Annotated in this window: 12 protein-coding genes; 9 read left to right on the top strand and 3 right to left on the bottom strand. The window is 42.9% G+C overall.

Going from position 1 to position 20,380, the window contains the following annotated elements:
- Positions 1-11: 11 nt before the first annotated feature.
- Both ACFSJE_RS09940 and ACFSJE_RS09945 read right to left on the bottom strand, forming a co-directional pair.
- Positions 12-1,364 carry a sensor histidine kinase gene (locus ACFSJE_RS09940; protein ID WP_379830821.1) on the bottom strand — a complete coding sequence of 451 codons (1,353 nt, stop codon included), beginning with the start codon at positions 1,362-1,364 and terminating at the stop codon, positions 12-14.
- On the bottom strand, positions 1,364-2,728 hold the full coding sequence (locus ACFSJE_RS09945) for a sigma-54-dependent transcriptional regulator (RefSeq protein WP_379830822.1): 1,365 nt from the start codon (positions 2,726-2,728) through the stop codon (positions 1,364-1,366). Before ACFSJE_RS09945 ends, ACFSJE_RS09940 begins: the two co-directional genes overlap by 1 nt.
- Positions 2,729-2,929: 201 nt before the next feature.
- Between ACFSJE_RS09945 and ACFSJE_RS09950 the strand changes: the two genes are divergently transcribed.
- From ACFSJE_RS09950 to ACFSJE_RS09990, 9 genes are all read left to right on the top strand, one after another.
- The gene (locus ACFSJE_RS09950; RefSeq protein WP_379830823.1) at positions 2,930-4,270 is read left to right on the top strand and encodes a TolC family protein; all 1,341 of its coding nucleotides are present in this window, start codon (positions 2,930-2,932) and stop codon (positions 4,268-4,270) included.
- An 8-nt stretch (positions 4,271-4,278) separates the two neighbouring features.
- Positions 4,279-5,529, top strand: coding sequence for an efflux RND transporter periplasmic adaptor subunit (locus tag ACFSJE_RS09955; protein WP_379830824.1), 1,251 nt, complete (start codon positions 4,279-4,281; stop codon positions 5,527-5,529).
- A gap of 65 nt (positions 5,530-5,594) precedes the next feature.
- Entirely contained in the window at positions 5,595-6,290 is a 696-nt protein-coding gene (locus ACFSJE_RS09960) for an ABC transporter ATP-binding protein (RefSeq protein ID WP_379830825.1), read from the top strand.
- Positions 6,291-6,330: 40 nt separating this feature from the next.
- Complete coding sequence (locus ACFSJE_RS09965) at positions 6,331-8,721, top strand: ABC transporter permease (RefSeq protein ID WP_379830826.1); 2,391 nt, start codon at positions 6,331-6,333, stop codon at positions 8,719-8,721.
- A 17-nt stretch (positions 8,722-8,738) separates the two neighbouring features.
- Positions 8,739-11,174, top strand: a complete 2,436-nt coding sequence (locus ACFSJE_RS09970; protein ID WP_379830827.1) for an ABC transporter permease — start codon at positions 8,739-8,741, stop codon at positions 11,172-11,174.
- Between the two features lie 23 nt (positions 11,175-11,197).
- Entirely contained in the window at positions 11,198-13,630 is a 2,433-nt protein-coding gene (locus ACFSJE_RS09975) for an ABC transporter permease (protein WP_379830828.1), read from the top strand.
- A gap of 28 nt (positions 13,631-13,658) precedes the next feature.
- On the top strand, positions 13,659-16,073 hold the full coding sequence (locus ACFSJE_RS09980) for an ABC transporter permease (protein ID WP_379830829.1): 2,415 nt from the start codon (positions 13,659-13,661) through the stop codon (positions 16,071-16,073).
- A 22-nt stretch (positions 16,074-16,095) separates the two neighbouring features.
- The gene (locus ACFSJE_RS09985) at positions 16,096-18,495 is read left to right on the top strand and encodes an ABC transporter permease (RefSeq protein ID WP_379830830.1); all 2,400 of its coding nucleotides are present in this window, start codon (positions 16,096-16,098) and stop codon (positions 18,493-18,495) included.
- Between the two features lie 7 nt (positions 18,496-18,502).
- Positions 18,503-19,165, top strand: coding sequence for an ABC transporter ATP-binding protein (locus ACFSJE_RS09990; RefSeq protein WP_379830831.1), 663 nt, complete (start codon positions 18,503-18,505; stop codon positions 19,163-19,165).
- Positions 19,166-19,236: 71 nt separating this feature from the next.
- On the opposite strand, the gene ACFSJE_RS09995 is transcribed toward ACFSJE_RS09990, so the two are convergent.
- Positions 19,237-20,355, bottom strand: a complete 1,119-nt coding sequence (locus ACFSJE_RS09995; protein WP_379831553.1) for an NAD(P)/FAD-dependent oxidoreductase — start codon at positions 20,353-20,355, stop codon at positions 19,237-19,239.
- Positions 20,356-20,380 lie beyond the last annotated feature (25 nt).

The raw sequence follows: 20,380 nt of genomic DNA on the forward strand, positions 1-20,380 counted from the left end.
GTTGTAATACATCAGGCAAATGTAAGTCGAAAAACGGTTTCTTGGTTAGGTACGGAGTGAACTTGTATGCCTCCACCGTGCAATTGCATCACCCGCTTGGAAAGACTGAGACCAATTCCGGTTCCTTCGCTTTTGGTGGTGAAGAATGGCACAAAAATTTCATCCATCATTTCTGGGGGAATTCCTGGTCCATTATCCCGAATATCGATATATTTTTTGCCATTGTTTTCAATTCCCGCTATCATTATAACTCTTCCTTTTTCTACCGCACTGACGGCTTGTAGTGCATTTTTACCCAAATTGATGAGTACTTGGGAAATCAATTTTTCATCCACAAAAAGTGCCAAATCTTCGGGATGGAATTCCACTGAAAACTTGGTTTGCCCATCATGCAATCGGGCGGACATTAAAACCTCTATTTTACCCAAAAGTTCCTTGGCGCTTACAATGGTCTTGTTCGGCTCGGGCACATGAAGCAAACTTCGGTAAGATTGTACAAAGTCCATGAGGTCGCCTCCTTGCTCCTTAATGACCTCCAGTCCTTTCAATGTATTTTTGATTTGACTTTCTTCCAACTCTTCCAGAGGAACAATTTTTCCATTGTTCCGATAATATTTAATGATGGAATCTGAAATGGAGGCAATTGGGGTAATCGTGTTCATGATTTCATGCGTCAACACGCGAATTAGTCGCACCCAGGATTCTGTCTCTTTTTCATCCAGTTCTTTATGGATATCCTGCACCACCACCAATAAAAGTGATTTCCCATCCAACATCAGGGGAGTGGATTTTATGGACAATTGGGTCTGCTCGCGCTCGTTTGAAAGTTGAAAAAGCTTGCGCTCAAAAGGCTCAAATGACTCGAAAATCTTATAGAGATTTCCATCCACCTGATTGAGTTGTTTGATGTGATTCAACGGACTGTGGTCCAACAATTTTTCCAAGGTGGGATTTGAAAAGAGTATATGTCCTTTTTCATTGTAGGTCATGATACCAATACTGGCTTGTTTCAAAATCTCCTGATAATATTGCTCCCTAATCTGCAATTGTAGATGCACTTCTTGGATAAGACCATTCACCCGATTTAGGCTTTGGTTGAGCTCTTTAAAGGATTTTATGGAGACCCGTTCTGGAAAACGAAGGGTAAAATCCTCATTTCGGATAGCATCAAAAAAGTAGGCAATCTTTCTGTTGGTGCTATTGATGAACACAACGAGTGAATAGACTTGGGCCACCAAGGCAATCAATGAAAAAAAGAGACTCAAATACCATTGGTAGGCCACCGAAAAACCCAATAACATGGCTGTCAGCGTAATCAAAAGTACCCTGATGAGAAGCTGAATATAGAAATGTCGACTTGCCATTATTCGTTCTTTTTCTTCAACTTATTGTAGAGTGTCTGTCGAGAAATTCCCAGCTGGTCAGCGGCGGCACTGTAATTTCCATCGTGTTGGTCCAAGGCGCGGGAAATCATTTGCTGCTCCATTTCATTCAGGGTCTTGGGCTCATCACCAAAAGACTGCATGGGTTTGGCATGGAGTAAAAAATCGGTAGGTTTTAGTACGTTCCCATCCGAAAGAATCACCGCCCGTTCCATAGTATGTTGCAATTCCCGAATATTTCCAGGCCACGCATATTCCATCAATTTTTCCTGGGCCACATTATTGATGCGCAACCCTGGCTTGTCATATTTGTGGGCAAACCGTTTCAGAAAGAAATCCGCCAAGACCAAAATATCATCATCACGCTCACGTAACGGAGGTACTTCAATATGAATTGTATTGATGCGATAGAGCAAATCCTCACGGAAGAGGCCGTCCACCACCATTTGTTCCAGATTACAATTGGTGGCACAAATCAATCGGATATCAACATTGACAGATTTATTAGATCCCACGCGCACCACCGACCTATTTTGAATGGAAGAAAGCAATTTGGCCTGCATTTGGAGCGAAAGGTTTCCAATTTCATCCAAGAACAAAGTGCCTTGATGAGCCGCTTCAAACTTACCGGCACGATCTTCTTTGGCGTCGGTGAACGAGCCCTTTACATGACCAAACAACTCACTTTCAAATAAATTCTCGGCAATGGAACCCATATCCACATTAATAAACACCTCATTTTTTCGGGAAGATAAACGGTGCAGCTCCCGGGCAATAAGTTCTTTTCCAGTTCCATTTTCGCCAGTGATCAAGACGTTTACATCGGTCTTGGCCACCTTGGCCACCAAATTCAAAACTGAGGTCAAGGCTTTTGATTGCCCAATGATGAAGTTCTTGTCCTCGTTGATGACCTGCTTGAGATTGCTCTCCTTTTCTTTAAGGTTATGGATTTCCAGCTTGGATTTTCGGAGCTCATAAGCCGAACGCACCGTGGTCATTAACCGCTCATTATTCCAAGGTTTTAAAACAAAGTCCGTAGCGCCTTGCTTTAAAGCAGTTACCGCTAAATCCACCGCGCCGTAGGCGGTCATCATAATTACAGAGGTGTGGGGCGATTTCTTTTTGATTTCATTCAACCAAAACAAACCCTCGTTACCTGTATTCACTCCAGCGGAAAAATTCATATCCAACAACACAATATCTATATCCTGCATATTGGGGAAAGAGGAAATCTGATTGGGATTGAACAGGCTCTGAACACTTTTGTATTCAAACTGTAACAGAATTTCCAGAGCGCTCAGCACGCTTTTATTATCGTCTATGACTAAAATTTTGGCATCTATCATGACTTTTGGCTCAAAAAGGAAGCTAAATCTACAAATTGGATGTATACAACTTGACAAAGTGTAAAATAGTTGGACATTTTTTGTACAAAATTTTTACACCCATTCATCGAATTCAATTAGAAGTAGTTATTATTTTTCTGATTATCAATATATTATGTTTTTGGCATAAGAATAGCCATTGTTTTGGCACAGGAATATACTATGAACCTTAAATTATACATTACAAGCTCGCTGTTCTTCATGTCAACCTTGGTGTTTTCCCAAGAGGCTTGGACCTTGGATGAATGTGTGGCTTACGCCATAGAACACAACCTTCAGGTAAAGAACACGGCCTACAATAAAGATTCCAGCAAGGAAAGTTATCACCAATCAGTTCGGGACCTCTTACCTTCGGTAAATGGGTATACGGATTATCGCATACGATATGGTAGATCGGCCGACCCTAATACCAACGATTATGTGAACACTGAGTTCTTTAGCAACAATTATGCATTGAATGCCAATCTGGATATCTTCCGGGGCTTTCAAAAAATGAATTCCATAAAAGCGTCAAAATTCATTTATAAGGCAACCCAAGAGGACATTCTTCAGGAAAAGTTTCAATTGGCCTTTCGGGTGATGAGTGCCTTTTACGATATCAAATTCTACGAAGGACTTGTAGCCAATTCTTTGGAACAGCAAGAAATATCGCAAGGCAATTATGATTTGGTGAGTAAGCAGGTGGAATTGGGCATCATGGCCGGTGCCGATTTATACGAGGCCGAATCCATTTTGTTGGGCGACAAGCTTTTGGTGACACAAAACCAAAATCTACTCAACAATGCCAAACTCATACTCCTCCAAGAAATGAATCTGATTGGCGTGGACGACATTGTTCTTCAAGAAAGTTTGGAGGTACTTCCTGAAGAACCTACCGAAGGTGTTTCGGTAGATTCACTTTATAAGACCGCCAGAGGTTTTGTGCCTTTGGTAAAGTCACAAGAATATCGTGTGAGCGCAGCCAAAAAGCAAATGCAGGCCACTCGGGGTGGGTTATTTCCTTCCTTGTCTTTGGTGGCAGGGTACGGAACCAGTTATTTTGAAACCAATGTCGACGAAAATGGAAATATTATTCCTTTCCGTACCCAGTTCAAGGACAACACTTCAAAATTTGTTGGAGCCGAGCTGAGCATTCCCATCAGCAATGGATGGGCCAACCACTCAAGGGTAAAGCAACAGAAGATTGCCTATCTCCAAGCCAAAAATAACTTGGAAATCCAAGAGCAGGAACTGTTTCAATTGATACAGCAATTGGTGCAGACCCATAACGCATTGCTTGTTGAATTGGATCAGAGCAATAAAAGAGTGGAGGCCCAAGAGCTTGCATTTACCATCGCCCAAAAACGATATGAAAAAGGGCTGATCAATGCCTTGGACCTTTTTCAAGCAAAGAATTTGTTTGGCGTGGCGCAAAACGAAAATTTACAGGTAGGCCTACGATTGCGAGTGAACAAGAGTACCATTGATTTCTATAGCGGCCTGCCCATTTTTAATATCAACTAAAAAATACCATGGATATACAATTAGAAAAAAAGAAAGGACTAAAAGCAAAACATTACGGCTACATCGCATTAGGTGTGTTGCTGCTATTCTTGGGATGGAAATTGTTTTTCGGTAGTTCGGTATCCACATTTAGAACGGAAAAAGAACGACTTTCAATTTCAGAGGTAAGTGCTGGAAAGTTCGATGATTATATTACCATAAACGGAAATGTGGCCCCCATCGCTACTATTTACATGGATGCGTATGAAGGTGGGCGTGTTTCTGAAAAATTGATTGAGGAAGGTTCCATGGTCAAAAAAGGTGACATCATTCTGAAACTTGAGAACATGGCGCTCTACGAGCAAATTTTGGCCAGCGAAAGTAACTTGGCCTTAAAACAGAACGACCTCCGTTCCACAAAACTCACATTTGATTCCAGACAGGTTGAAGGCAAAAGAAATCTGGCCACAGCCGAATACGATTTGGAGCGATTAAAACGAAACTATGAGCAGAACCAAGAACTGTTCAAAGATGAATTGATCTCCAAAGAAACCTATCTTCTTTCCAAAGAGAATTACGAGTTGGCCAAAAAACAGTACGACATCGTAAAACTGCAGACCGAGCAGGACGATGAATTACGAAAAACCTCATTGACCGGTTTGGATGCTGATTTAGATCGTATGCAAAAGACCCTATCCATGGTGTATGAACGTTTGGACCACCTAAATGTAAGGGCTCCTGCCGATGGGCAATTGGGTTTTTTGGATGCTGAAATTGGTCAGAGCATATCTCAAGGCGAGCGCATTGGGCAAATTAATGTGCTAACCGATTTTAAAATTGAGGCCGAAATAGATGAGCACTACATTGACCGTGTAAAACGTGACCTTTCTGCCATCTTGGAACGAAACGAGAAAGAGTACACCCTTCGGTTGCGAAAAGTATACCCCGAAGTTAGAAACGGACGCTTTAAGGTGGATCTTGTCTTTACCGATGACAAACCGGAGACCATCCGTGCAGGACAGAGTTATAGCATTCGCTTACAATTGGGTGAATCCAGCGATGCCTTGTTGTTGCCCAAAGGAGGCTTTTTCCAAAGCACTGGAGGTCAATGGGTATTTGTTGTGGACCCCAGCGGCACAGAAGCCCTCAAAAGGAACGTCCGTCTAGGAAAGCAGAACTCGAGATACTATGAGGTGCTAGAAGGGCTTCAACCTGGTGAACAAGTGATTACAAGCAACTATGACAGTTTTGGGACCGCTGAACGAATTGTGTTAAAATAGCCCAGAAACGTAACAGTACAGGAATACATTAAGTCTATATAATAACAGCTAAAACAACCATAAAAATGATACAGATTCAGAATCTAAAGAAAAGCTTCCGAACCGAAGAGGTGGAAACCCTTGCCCTCAATGGCGTAAACCTTAAGGTGGCCGAGGGTGAGTTTGTTGCCATCATGGGACCATCCGGATGCGGAAAATCCACACTGCTCAACATTATTGGCATGTTGGACAACCCCACCGAGGGGAGTTATCAATTTGCAGGACACAAAGTGGAAGGTCTAAAAGAAAGCCAACGCACCCAACTTAGAAAAGGGAATCTGGGTTTCGTTTTCCAAAGCTTTAACCTCATCGACGAGCTTACCGTATTTGAGAATGTTGAATTGCCCCTGATCTATCTAAAAATGAATAAATCAGAACGCAGGGAAAAAGTGCAGGCGGTATTGGAGCGTATGAAAATTGCGCATCGTGAGAAGCATTTTCCACAGCAGCTTTCAGGAGGGCAGCAACAAAGGGTGGCAATTGCGCGTGCCGTAGTAACCAATCCAAAGTTGATTTTGGCGGATGAGCCAACAGGTAACCTGGATTCCAAAAACGGGATTGAGGTGATGAACCTGTTGACCGAGCTGAACCAAGAGGGAACCACCATTGTAATGGTAACACACTCCGACCGAGATTCCCACTACGCACACAGGGTCATCAACCTTTTCGATGGTCAAATTGTGACCGAAAGCCAAAACAAACCAATGGGAGCCATGGTCTAGGAGTTTATTCATCAATCGCAATCAAAAAACAATCATCATCATGTTCAAAAACTATATCAGAATCGCTTGGCGAAACCTTGTTAAAAGAAAGGTGTTCACTGCTATTAATATTCTGGGGCTGGCCATTGGTTTTGGCAGCAGTATATTGATCTATTTGTTTTTGACATATCACAATTCCTTTGACAACTTCCATGAAAACGGTGATCGCATTTACAGAGTGGTCACCGAGGAACGACGGGATTACATTGACTATGAGGCCAGCGTTCCTCCTGCTTTTGCGAAGGTGTTTCGTGAAGACTACAATTACGCCGAAAAGGTGGCCAAAGTGGTCTCTTGGGAAAATTACCAGCTCAACGTTGGTGAAGGAACAAATACCAAATCCTTTAAGGAAGATGTGGTTTTTGTGGAGCCGGATTTGTTTGACATCATGACATTTCCATTGGCCGATGCTATAGGAACACGCTCCCTAGAGGATCCCAATACGGCCTACATCAGTGAGAACATGGCCCAGAAAATGTACGGTGCAGAAAATCCCATTGGAAAAACCTTCCTGTACGATAACAAGGAAACCATTGAGGTCATTGGCATTCTTAAAAATGCTCCGAAGACTTCCGTGATTCCGGAAGAGATTTTTATCTCCTTTGGTACCTTGAAAAAGTTCAATGACTTCACCGCTGATGAAACTTGGGGTGGTATTTCTTCCAATTTGCAATGTTTTGCATTGTTTCATCCAAATCAAAATATTTCCCAGATTGAAGATGTTCTTACAGAACTTCCCAAAAAACATCGCCCAGAAAGCAAAAACAAGCACGTATATAAGCTTCAGCCGCTGTCCGAAGTTCATTTCAATCCAAAATACGGGGGAATCAACCCCGCCGTATTGTGGATTTTTGGCGTCATCGGCCTTTTTCTGATTGCGGTAGCCTGTATCAACTTCATCAATATCTCAACGGCCCAAGCATTTTATCGGTCCAAAGAAATTGGCATCCGAAAAGTGCTCGGGAGTTTTAAACAGCATTTATTTTGGCAGTTTTTGTCAGAGACCTTCGTCATCAGCCTATTTGCCATTGGGCTTGGGGTACTTTTAGCGGTGCTGTTCCTCCCATCCTTCAACAACCTTTTTGAACTGAATTTGTCCATGAACAGCTTGTTGAATTACCAATTTTTCACCTTCCTAGTTGTGGTGCTGGCGGCAGTCTCCTTTTTATCGGGAAGCTATCCTGGCATATTGATGTCACGGATTGTCCCAGTTTTGGCCCTGAAAGGAAAACTAAAACATAACGATACGGGAGGCAGCACAACCCGAAAGGTACTCGTTGTAGCCCAATTTGCCATTTCCATAACCTTGATTGCTGCGACCTTGATCATATCAAACCAAATTGATTATGCCGTAAACTCGGATTTAGGTTTTGATAAGGAATCCATTGTAATGGTGGGCATTCCTAAAAACCTGGAGAAAGTTCAGCTTAACAGCTTAAAAGAGCAGATTTCCAATATTCCAGGTGTTACCAAAGTATCCGCCTGTTTAACAAGTCCTGGAGGCTCGGTAAATAACTGGGGTACCAGCATTAAATATCATAATCGCCCCGAGTTTGAAGAATTCAGCATTCAAGCGAAACTGGCCGATACCAATTATCTGAACACCTTTGACCTTTCACTCGTTGCCGGAAGAAACTTTTTTGAGAACAATTCCGATTCCATTGCAGAGATGGTTGTAAATGAAATGCTGGCCAAAAAATTGGGTGTTTCCACCCCCGAAGAACTGTTGGGAAAACAGATAACCGCCAATGGAGGTTACATAAAAGCCACCATTGTAGGTGTGGTCAAGGATTTTCACGACAATGACTTTACCGAAGAAATCAGTCCAATATTTATTGCCGATCAAACCCGGTGGTTCGATGAAATCGCAATAAAAACGAATGGCCAAAATACGAAGCACACTTTAGAGCAAATTGGAAAACGATGGTCCAGTGCCTTTCAAGGATACATTTATGAACCTCGTTTTTTAGATGAAAGAGTTGCTGAACAATACGAAACTGAGCAGCGGTACCTCTCATTATCCAAAGTTTTTTCTGCTTTGGCCATTTTAATTGGCTGCCTGGGACTTTATGGACTCATCTTGTTCTTTGTGGGTCAACGCACCAAAGAAATTGGGATTCGAAAAGTATTGGGAAGCAATGTCGCCAGCATTCTGACCCTGTTTACGGTAGATTTCTTCAGCCTGATACTGATTGCTGGGCTGGTTGCCACGCCCGTAGCCTGGTATTTTATGGAGCAATGGCTTCAAGGATACACCTATAGAACGCAAATACACTGGTGGTTTTTTGCTCTTGCCATCGTCGCCATTATGATCATTACACTTATCACTATTAGCTATCAAACTTTAAAAGTTGCGGTGGCCAATCCAGTGAAAAGCCTTAGAACGGAATAAAAGAAAAGTAAGAACCCATGTTTAGGAACAACATAAAAATTGCTTGGAGAAATCTTAAAAAACAACCCTTTTTTACTTTTCTCAACACCTTTGGACTCGCAGTGGGCATGGCAGGAGCCCTGCTGATTTGCCTGTACATTTATGATGAACTGAGTTACGACAAGATGTTCACTGATGCTGACCGTATCCATAGGGTCAATGTTGATATAAAATTCGGTGGGGAGGCTCGGAATTTTGCCGTTACTCCGGCTCCAATGGCAGAAACCATAAAAAACGACTTTGATGAGGTGGAACTGGTCACTCGGTTTAGGGCCCGCGGTAGCATGCTCATCCGAAAAACGGATGCCCGAGCCAACGTAAAGGAAGAAGAATCAACTTTTGTAGACCCTTCCTTCTTCGCCATGTTTGATATTCCACTACTCACTGGCGACTCAAAAACCGCACTGACCCAGCCAAACACCTTGGTTTTGACAGAAACTGCCGCGAAAAAACATTTTGGTGTTGAAAATGCAGTGGGACAAACCGTTGTGCTGAACAATACCGAAAACTACACCGTTGCAGGGGTAATTCCAGATTTTCCCCACAACTCATTCCTAAGGGATTATACCATCTTTCTTTCAATGACCGGGAATGGAGATGCAGAAATAGTCAATTGGGGAAGCAACAACTATCAGACCTATATAAAACTCATCCCAACGGCCAAAGCCGAAGATATGCAGGCCCAACTTCGCGGGTTTTTGGGAAAATATATGATTCCGGGTGTACAGCAGTTTCTGCCAGGCATTACCGAGGAACAATTGATTGCCGCGGGCAATTATGTTGTGTACAGCACTATGCCCATGACGGATATTCATTTGCATTCGCATCGGGTCGCTGAATTGAGCTCCAACAACGATATCCAAAGCATTTACATTCTTTCCTTCATTGCACTTTTCCTCATTGTCTTGGCAAGCGTCAACTTTATGAACCTTTCCACGGCCTATTCGCTAAAACGAGCCAAAGAAGTTGGGGTAAGAAAAGCTTTGGGTTCCAAGAAAGGAGAACTCATCCGGCAGTTTATGATGGAGTCCGGGGTGGTATCGTTAATATCCCTGATTTTTGCCCTAATCATTGCCAGTGCTGCACTCCCCTTCTTCAATGATTTATCTAACAAGGATATTGCCATTCCGTATTTCAGTTGGGGATTTTGGTTGATTGCATTGCTCTCCACCATAACCTTGGCTTTGCTTTCGGGAAGTTACCCCGCTTTTTTCATGTCGCGGTTCATGCCGATAAAAGTTCTCAAAGGATCTGGTGAGACCAGCGTAGGCGGTGGTAAAATTAGAAATGGACTGGTCGTCTTTCAATTTATTATTTCTGTCTTCCTAATTGTGAGCACCATTGTGGTCTACCAACAGCTCGATTATATCAACAACAAGGATTTGGGGTACTCCAAAGATCAGATTCTTCTCATTGATGACGTGTACACGGCAGGCACTAGAATGGAAACGTTCAAGCAAGAAGTAAAACAACTGGCCTTTGTTGAAAATGCCAGCCTTAGTAGTTTTTTTCCAACCCCTTCTGATCGTAGTGATAGCACTTTTGCCCCTGAAGATGGTGCCACTGAACAGGAAAATGCAGTAAGCATGCAACGGTGGGGCGTGGATCAAGATTATATTCCCACCATGGATTTTGAGCTATTGGCGGGACGGAATTTTGACCCGCAATTTGGTGCAGATTCCACAAGTATTATTGTAAATGAAACTGCCGTTTCGCTTATGGGCCTTTCCCCTGAAGAAGCCCTCGGCAAACGCTACACTCCAGATATGGCCTTGGAGAATGCGGAGTTCTTTACCATCATTGGGGTGGTGAAGAATTTTCATTTTGATTCATTGCGGGAGAATATTGAGGCCTTGAGCCTTCATTTAGATGGAGGCGCTCGTTCCATGGCCGTTAAAATCAAGGCTGGAAATTTTTCAAATGCCATCGCTAGCATTGAACGCATATGGAACACTATTGTTCCTGGGGAACCCTTCAACTATACATTTATGGAGGATTCCTTCAACGAAACATATCAGGCTGAACAACGTTTAGGTCGAATTTTCATCATTTTCACCGTGCTTTCCATTTTGATTGCCTGTTTGGGGCTATTTGGTTTGGCCATTTTTAATGCCGAAAAGAAAACCAAGGAAATTGGAATCAGAAAAGTACTCGGTGCCGGAGTTACCCAAATTACCTATGCCCTAACCTTGGACTTTCTAAAGCTTGTAGGTATTGCCATATTGGTTTCATTGCCCTTGGGTTGGTATGCCATGGAACGATGGTTGGAAGATTTTACCTATCGCATTGAAATTGGATGGAGTGTTTTTGTACTGGCATCCTTGTTGGCTATTGTCATTTCGGTCCTTTCCGTAAGTTACCAAAGTATAAAGGCTGCTGTGGTCAACCCGATTAAAAGCCTTAAAACCGAATAACCAAACCATTAAATGCTCAAAACATGTTCAAAAACAACATTAAAATCGCTTGGAGGAGTCTAAAAAAGCAGCCCTTTTTTACCTTCCTCAACACCTTCGGCCTAGCCATTGGAATTGCTGCGGGAATATTGATCGCTTTGTTCATTTACGATGAGTTGAGCTACGATAAAATGTTTACCGATGCCGATCGCATCTACAGAATCGACAGTGACATCAAATTTGGAGGAGCTGAAATGAGGTCTGCCGAGGCGGCGGCTCCCATGGCGGCTGCCATGCAAACCGATTTTCCTCAAGTGGAATCCACTGTGCGTTTTCGAGATCGGGGAAGCCTCCTATTGAGGCGAACAGGGACTGAGGCCAATACCAAAGAGCTTCGGGTAACCTTTGCAGATTCTACCCTCTTCGATTTTTTTGGAATCGACCTATTGGTCGGGGATAAAAAAACGGCTTTAAAAGAGCCGAACACTATGGTACTGACCAAAACTGCGGCCGAAAAACACTTCGGTGTACAAAACGCATTGGGTCAAAGTATGCTGTTGAACAATACCGACACATACACTGTAACAGGGGTAATTGACGACCTTCCCAAGAATTCCTTTTTAAGGGAACATTCTGTTTTTATGGCGATGTCCGGCTATGCGCCTTCGCACGAAATGAATTGGGGTAGTAGTAATTACTATACGTTCATTAAACTTATCCCATCTGCCCATATTGAAGAATTGAAGGAGCCTCTGAATGGAATGGTCGACAAATACTTGTTCCCATGGGCGCAGCAATACTTCCCGGGGATGACGAAGGAGTCTTTCATTGCTTCGGGAAATTATGTAAACTTCTTCGCCAAACCCCTTACGGATATTCACTTATACTCGCATCGTGATTCTGAGATGAGCGCCAACAGCAGCATTCAAAATGTGTATATCCTATCCTTTATTGGGTTGTTTTTGATTGTTTTGGCGAGCGTCAACTTTATGAACCTCTCCACCGCACAATCCCTAAAAAGGGCAAAAGAGGTTGGGGTGAGAAAAACACTTGGCTCCAAAAAGCTGGATTTGATCCGTCAATTTTTGATTGAATCAGGATTGATTTCATTCATATCATTATTGGTGGCTTTACTGATCACTATTTTGGTGCTTCCACTTTTCAATGACCTTGCTGGGAAATCCATTTCTATTCCGTATTCCAGCCCATTTTTCTGGGGAATATTGGCGTTGGCAACGCTCTTGCTTGGGCTATTTTCGGGTAGTTATCCTGCTTTCTTTTTGTCCCGGTTCGTACCTGTGAAAACGCTAAAAGGTGACACCCAAGGTGACGCAGGAGGAGGTAGCATCCGAAATGCCTTGGTGGTATTCCAATTCGCTATCTCTGTGTTCTTGATTGTGGGCACCATCGTTGTTTATCAACAATTACAATTCATTCAAAACAAAGACCTCGGGTTTACCAAAGATCAAATTGTACTGGTGGATGATGTTTTTGCGGTTGGAGACCAAACTCAGGCCCTCAAAGATGAAATCATGAGTTTAAGCCAAGTGGAAAGTACCACATTGAGCTATTTCTTCCCTACCCCTTCATCGCGTTCCAATAGTTCATTTTTTCCGGAAGGGTCCAGAAACCAAGAAGATGCATTGCAAATGCAAACTTGGTATGTGGATAAGGATTATATCCCCACCATGAACATGGAATTGATTGCGGGACGAAACTTCAACAGTGATTTTGCCACAGACACCACTGCGGTAATCGTAAATGAAGCCACTCTAAAAGTACTTGGAGTTGGACCAGAGGAAGCTTTGGGCATGCGGGTCTCACAAGATGTGGAAATGGAGAACCCTGTGTTCAATACCATTATTGGTGTGGTCAAGAACTTTCATTACGAGTCTCTGCGCGAAAACATTGGGTCTTTAGGCCTCTTTTTTAGCGGAACCTCTGGCATGTTGGCCGTAAAAATGAATGCTGGTGACTTTTCTTCAACACTGGCCAGTATAGAGGGCATTTGGAACAAGTTTGCACCTGGCCAACCTTTCAGTTATCGGTTTATGGATGATTCCTTCAATACCACTTACGAGGCAGAGCAACGATTGGGGAAAATATTCATGGTGTTCTCCATCCTCTCCATTCTCATTGCCTGTTTGGGACTCTTTGGGCTTGCCGCTTTCAACGCGCAAAAACGTACCAAGGAAATTGGGGTTAGAAAAGTCCTTGGGGCAACTGTGGGGCAAATCACTTACAGACTTACCACTGACTTCTTGAAAATGGTGGGCATCGCTATTCTCATTTCCATCCCGGTGGGGTGGTATGCCATGAACAAATGGCTTGAAGACTTTTCATACCGTATTGAAATAGGATGGTGGGTCTTTGGGCTTGCCGCTCTTTTAGCGGTTGGGGTCGCCATTTTAACGGTAGGCTACCAAAGCATAAAGGCTGCCGTTGTAAATCCAGTGAAAAGTCTTAGGACAGAATAAAAACAAATCATCATCAAAAACGAGAATCATGATAAAGAACTATATACGAATTGCTTGGCGAAACATCAAAAAAGACAAGCTCTTTACCACCATTAAGATTGGTGGTTTTGCCATTGGTGTAGCCGCTTGTCTGTTGATAGCCCTTTTTATTGGAAATGAATTGAGCTATGACCAGCAATACAAAAATAAAGACCGAATCTACCGTGTCGTGATGCAAGGTGTAATGGATGGCGAGGTGTTGAAGAGTGTTCATTTTCAGCGTCTTTTTGCAGAAACCTTGGAAGCCAAATATCCAGAGATTGAGAAAGCGGGCAAAGTGAATACCAGTGAGCTTTTTGGTGCTGGGAGAAGGGCGCTTCGACCTAAAGGAACCATCCAAAATAATTTTGAAGAGGGTTTCATCTATGCCGACCAACCCGTTTTTGAGATTTTGGAATACGAATTGGAGGAAGGTAACCCCAACCAAGTCTTGGTCAACCCCGGAAGCATTGTAATGACAGCATCAAAAGCCAAAAAATATTTTCCTAATGGCAATGCTGTGGGCCAGACCATTTTTCTGGATGACGATGCCACTAAACCTTACACGGTAACGGGGGTCATTAAAGAACATCCTTCGGAGAAATCCCACCTCGATTTTGATTTCCTTTTGGCCATTGAAGATACCAACACCAGTTGGACCACGACTAATTACTTCACCTATTTGCTGGTGGATGAAAATACCAATATTCCAAATTTGGAAAAGAAAATGCGGGCCATCTTGGAGGAATATTTTATCCCTGCCAGTATAGAACGAGGTATGGGAGAAAAGTTTAGGGAAGTCTTCAAGACTTTGGAGTATAAACTTCAGCCTGTGACTGATATCCACTTAAAGTCTGATCTAAAAATGGGGGATCGCTTAAAGTATGGCGATATTCGATTTATTTGGTTGTTTGCCGCTATTGCTGTTTTTGTGCTTGTATTGGCCGCCATCAATTTCATCAATCTGTCCACAGCAAAATCTGCCAACAGAGCAAAAGAGGTAGGTCTTCGAAAAACGGTAGGTGCCTTTCGGAGCAATTTGGTCAATCAGTTTTTAACGGAATCCATTATATTCAGCATCATCTCCTTTATCATCGGAGTGGTTTTGGCTTGGGCCTTGTTACCCTCCTTTAATGTCATTGCCGCCAAGAGCATTTCCATGCCTTGGAGAGTTTGGTGGTTTGCACCTTTATTGCTGTTTGCTTCCTTGGTCATTGGAGCCATTGCAGGTCTTTACCCTGCTTTCTATCTATCCGCTTTTAAGCCTGCCAATGTTTTAAAGGGTTCGCTGAGCACGGGAAGCAAGAGCGGAAGATTACGTAGTGGCTTGGTTGTTTTTCAATTTGTTACCTCCATTGTTCTTATCATTGGCACCTTGATTATCTACAAACAAATGAACTTCATTTTAGATAAAAAATTGGGCTTTAACAAAGAGCAGGTGGTGCTCATCAAAGGAACCAATCTCTTAAAAAGCAATTCCCAAACGTTTAAAGATGGACTTCTTGGTTTGTCTGAGGTGAAGGAAGTTTCCATAAGTGATTACCTCCCTGTGGATGGCACAAAACGAAATGGAAATACATTTGGTAAAGTTGACAGTGATGATCAGAATGGTATGGTTCCGGCTCAAATTTGGAGGGTCGATTTTGACTATATCAAAACCCTTGGACTTCAAGTTAAGGAGGGTAGAGGATTTTCAAAAGACTTTTCGACCGACTCCTCTGCCATTGTGATCAATGCCACCATGGCCAAAGAATTGGGGTTTGAAGATCCCATAGGAAAGCGTATCAACAACGGTCAAGACTGGACAATCATCGGAGTGCTCGAAGATTTTCATTTTAAAAACCTGAAGGAGGACATCGCCGCCCTTTCATTGGTCATAGGAAACAGCCCTGGCACGGTGGCCGTCAAATTAAATAGTGGCCAAACCAACAGTGCCATCAGCGACATTGAAACCGTGTGGCAGGAGTTTGTGCCCAATCAAGCATTTGAATACACCTTTTTGGACCAAGAATTCGCAATGATGCATGATGATGTGCAACGGATGGGTAAAATATTCAACAGTTTTGCGCTCTTTGCGATCATTGTGGCCTGCTTGGGTCTCTTCGCCCTATCCGCATTCTTGGGTGAACAACGAAAAAAGGAAATCAGTATACGGCAAGTGCTGGGGGCCCCTTTTAAAAGCATTTACCAGCTGTTGACCATGGACTTTATGAAATTGATTTTGCTGTCGATTCTAATTGCTGTGCCCATTGGTTGGTATATGATGGATCGCTGGCTCGAGGACTTTGCCTACCGCATCGATATTTCATGGTCCACCTTTGTACTAGCAGGGGTATTGGCATTGTCCATTGCCTTTTTAACGGTCAGTTACCAGGCGATACGCGCAGGACTGGCAAGCCCGATAAAAAGTTTGCGGGCAGAATAAATCAAACAAAAAACAAACCATCATGATCAAGAATTATTTTAAAATCGCATGGAGGAACCTTACCAAGCATAAGGCCTACACCATCATCAATGTAGGGGGGCTGGCCCTTGGTATGGCAGTGGCCTTAATCATTGGGCTGTGGATTCAAGATGAGTTATCTCATAACAATTACTTCTCCAACAAAGAGAAAATTGCTCAAATATTCCAATCACAAACTTTTAACGGGGAAACAGGCACTGGTCCTGCAATTCCGCGTCCTTTGGAAAAAGCATTTCGAGATGGTTATATGGACAATTTTAAACATTTGGTGATGTCTTCGTGGAGCAATTCCCAATATTTAAAGTATAAGGACATCAGCATTTCTAGAGAGGGCAACTTTATGCAGCGTGGAGCTCCAGAAATGTTGGATCTTAACATCCTTAAAGGTGAAAAAGATGGGCTTCGGGAAGTGAGTTCCATAATGCTTTCCACTTCAACAGCACAAGCCTTGTTTGGCAATGAAGATCCCATAGGAAAATCCGTTAAGATCAATGGTCAATATGATATGATGGTGACCGCAGTATACGAGGACATTCCGTACAACACCTCCTTCAGGGATATGGCCTTTTTAATGCCTTGGGAAAAATACATCACCATACAGGAGTGGGTAACAAATGCAGAAGACCAGTGGGGCAACAATTCCTTTCAAATGTTTGTTCAAATTGCGGACAATACCACCATGGAAAGTGTTACCTCAGCCATAAAAGATGTAAAAAAGAACTTGAACGAGGACACGGTTGAATTCAATCCACAACTTTTTCTCTTACCCATGAACGATTGGTATTTGCGTAACCGTTTTGAAAATGGAAAACAAGTTGGTGGGCGGATTAAGTATGTATGGTTGTTTGGTATCATCGGCATTTTTGTATTGCTTTTGGCATGCATCAATTTTATGAACCTGAGTACCGCACGATCAGAAAAACGGGCCAAAGAGGTTGGGATTCGAAAATCCATCGGGTCGCAAAGAGGACAGTTGATCAATCAATTTTTGGGAGAATCCTTTTTGGTGGTCCTTTTTGCTTTTGTCATTGCCCTTTTAATTGTGATACTGTCATTAGGCGGTTTTAACGAGCTCGCTCGAAAGGAAATTGCATTTCCATGGACACAGCCTGCATTTTGGTTGGTATCCATCTTATTCATTTTACTGACGGCAGTTTTGGCTGGGAGTTATCCCGCGCTCTACCTTTCCTCTTTCAAACCAGTTGATGTCTTGAAAGGCACTTTTCAAGCCGGTAAACATTCCGGTTTGGCCCGAAAAGCGTTGGTAGTGCTACAATTTACCGTTTCGGTTGCATTCATCATAGGGACAGTCATTGTCATGCAGCAAATCAATCACGCCAAAAACCGTCCCGTTGGATATGATAAAGAAGGTTTGGTACAGCTTCCGACCATGAGTCCTGAGTTTTATGGGAAATATGAATTGATGCGCAACGAGTTCCTGAATTCAGGAGCGGTGGTGGAAATGTCCTCCTCCAGCAGCCCTACAACCAATATTTGGTCCAACCGGAGTGGCTGGACCTGGGAAGGTAAGCCCGATGGATTTCAAGAAGATCTGGCGTGGACAGATGTATCCCCGGAATATGCTAAATCCCTTGGACTGAAAATAGTCGCAGGAAGGGATTTTTCCAGGGAATTTGCTTCAGATTCAACCGCCATATTACTTAATGAATCCGCCGTTAAATACTTGGGTGTTGAAAATCCAGTAGGTATGATTTTTAGGGATTCCGATGAGGAAAATCCTGGCGAACCCCTCACCGTGATCGGTGTGGTGGAAGATATGATTGCCCAGTCTCCCTATGAACCCGTAAAACAGGGTATATATGCCTTTGACCGATACGATAATGCTTCGTATTACAACCTTCGGTTGAATCCAAAACAAAGTGCCAGTCAAAATTTGGCCATTATAGAACGGGTTTTCAAAGCACATTTCCCCGATGTACCCTTTCATTATGATTTTGTGGATTCGGAATACGGTGAAAAATTTGCGGCGGAAGAACGCGTTGGCCAATTGTCAGGAATCTTTACAGCCTTGGCCATTATAATAAGCTGTTTGGGTCTTTTTGGCCTAACCTCTTTTGTGGCGGAACAACGCACCAAAGAAATTGGGGTTCGAAAAGTGCTCGGCGCAACCGTGTTCAATGTATGGAACATGCTCTCCAAAGACTTTTTAAAGCTCGTGATTATCTCTTGCTTTATTGCAGTGCCCATTGCCTATTATGTGATGAACGGTTGGTTGCAGGAATATCCCTATCGGGTAATTCTAAAATGGTGGATTTTTGCCTTGGCCATGATTGGGGCCTTGTTGATTACTGTGGTCACGGTTAGTTTTCAGGCAATTAAGGCTGCAAGGAGGAATCCTGTTAAAAGTTTACGAACAGAATAATTTAAATATGCTACTACAACTCAACAACATTTTTAAATGGGTCAACTCAGGAGGCCAACGTGTATTTCTTTTGAAGGACATCAATCTTGAAGTACAGGAAGGCGAATTCATATCGATTATGGGGCCCTCTGGTTCTGGAAAATCAACCTTGCTCAATGTTATTGGCATGTTGGATACATTTGACGAGGGCGAGTATCAATTTTTGGATGAGCCTGTACACTCGCTAAAGGAAAAAAACCGAGCCAATTTGTACAAGGAATACATCGGTTTTGTGTTCCAATCCTATCATTTATTGGATGAGCTTACCGTAAAGGAAAATCTAGAGATGCCCTTGCTCTATAAAAAACTGAAAGGCGCTGAACGCAAAGCCATGGTCGCCGACATGTTAGACCGATTCAACATTGTGGGTAAAAAAGACCTTTTCCCAGCCCAATTGAGCGGTGGACAACAACAATTGGTAGGTGTTGCCCGCGCCTTGATTTCCAATCCCAAGCTCATTTTAGCTGATGAGCCTACCGGAAATTTGAACTCCAAACAAGGGGAAGAAATTATGGAACTGTTCAAAGAGTTGAATGACGAAGGGGTAACCATCATCCAAGTCACACATTCCGAAAAGAACGCGGAATACGGTTCTAGAATCATCAATTTATTGGATGGGCGGATGATTTAATCAAGCCAAGAGTTCAAGTTCAAACTCAAGCATCAATGCTTTTGGGCTTGGTCCTGAACTTGGATTTGAACTTATTCAGCTAAATCTGCGAGTTCCTTTCCCACCAAACTTCCCAAGGCAACTCCCATTCCACCAAGTCGGACACCACAATGGATGGAATTGGAAATTGTTTTGACAATGGGTGATTTTTGGGTGCCAACTCCCATGATGCCGCTCCATCTTCGGTCAATTTCTATCTTTTGATTAGGCAAAATCACCTCTTTAAGCAGTTTTTCCAGCGAATTTTGGATGATATCAGTCTCCCCAAATTCCATGGTTTCCTCGGTTTTTATGTCCAAGTTCCTGCCACCCCCAAATAGAATGCGGTCATCAATATTTCGGAAATAATAGAACCCTTCATTAAAATGAAAGGTGCCTTTTATATTCAAATTTTTGATGGGTTGGGTTATCAGCACCTGTGCTCTGGCAGGTTTCACCGTTTCGGATTTCAGTAGTTTTGAAGCAAATCCGTTGGTGGCAACAAAGACATGCTTTGAATCAAATCCAAAGCCTTCCGCTACGACATGGGCTTTATCTCCAACTTCCTGAATATCTTGGACTTCCACCCCATTTAAAATGGGAATTTGAGCCTCATAACATTTTTGCAGCAACGCTTTCATCATCTTGCCCGTGTCCAGCTGTCCTTCAAATTGATGAGTGATGTAATGCTCTTGAATCTTCCCAAATCCAAATAGGTTTTTCGTTTTCACGAAAGGGGCATCTCCAAAAACGGGACGTAACAATTCGTTCAGATTATCCATCCTATCCAAGCAAGTTTCAAATAAATCTGGAGCATCCTCTAGAAAAAGTTCATGCCCTCCATGTTTCTCAAAACCGATTGCTTTATCACCCAAAAGTTTACGCAACAATTGGATTCCGGCATACCTTTTTTGTACGAGTTGAACCACCTGTTCTTCTGAATGGGAGTTAAGGTCGGAAACAAGTTCAGAAATACTCCCAAAGCAAGCAAATCCAGCGTTTTTGGTGCTGGCTCCCTGCGGAAGACTTCCTTTTTCCAGTACCAAAATCTTGCTTTTAGGATACTTTTCCTTAAGCTGAAGTGCACAATTGAGTCCTACCAAACCACTTCCGATTACGGTGAAGTCCACTCGGGACAGCCAGGTTTTATATTCCCAATAGCTTAACTCCATAGCATAAAAAACCCCGATTTTCATC

Origin of the sequence: Flagellimonas iocasae, from assembly GCF_042682725.1 — a bacterium.
Classification (GTDB): domain Bacteria; phylum Bacteroidota; class Bacteroidia; order Flavobacteriales; family Flavobacteriaceae; genus Flagellimonas; species Flagellimonas iocasae.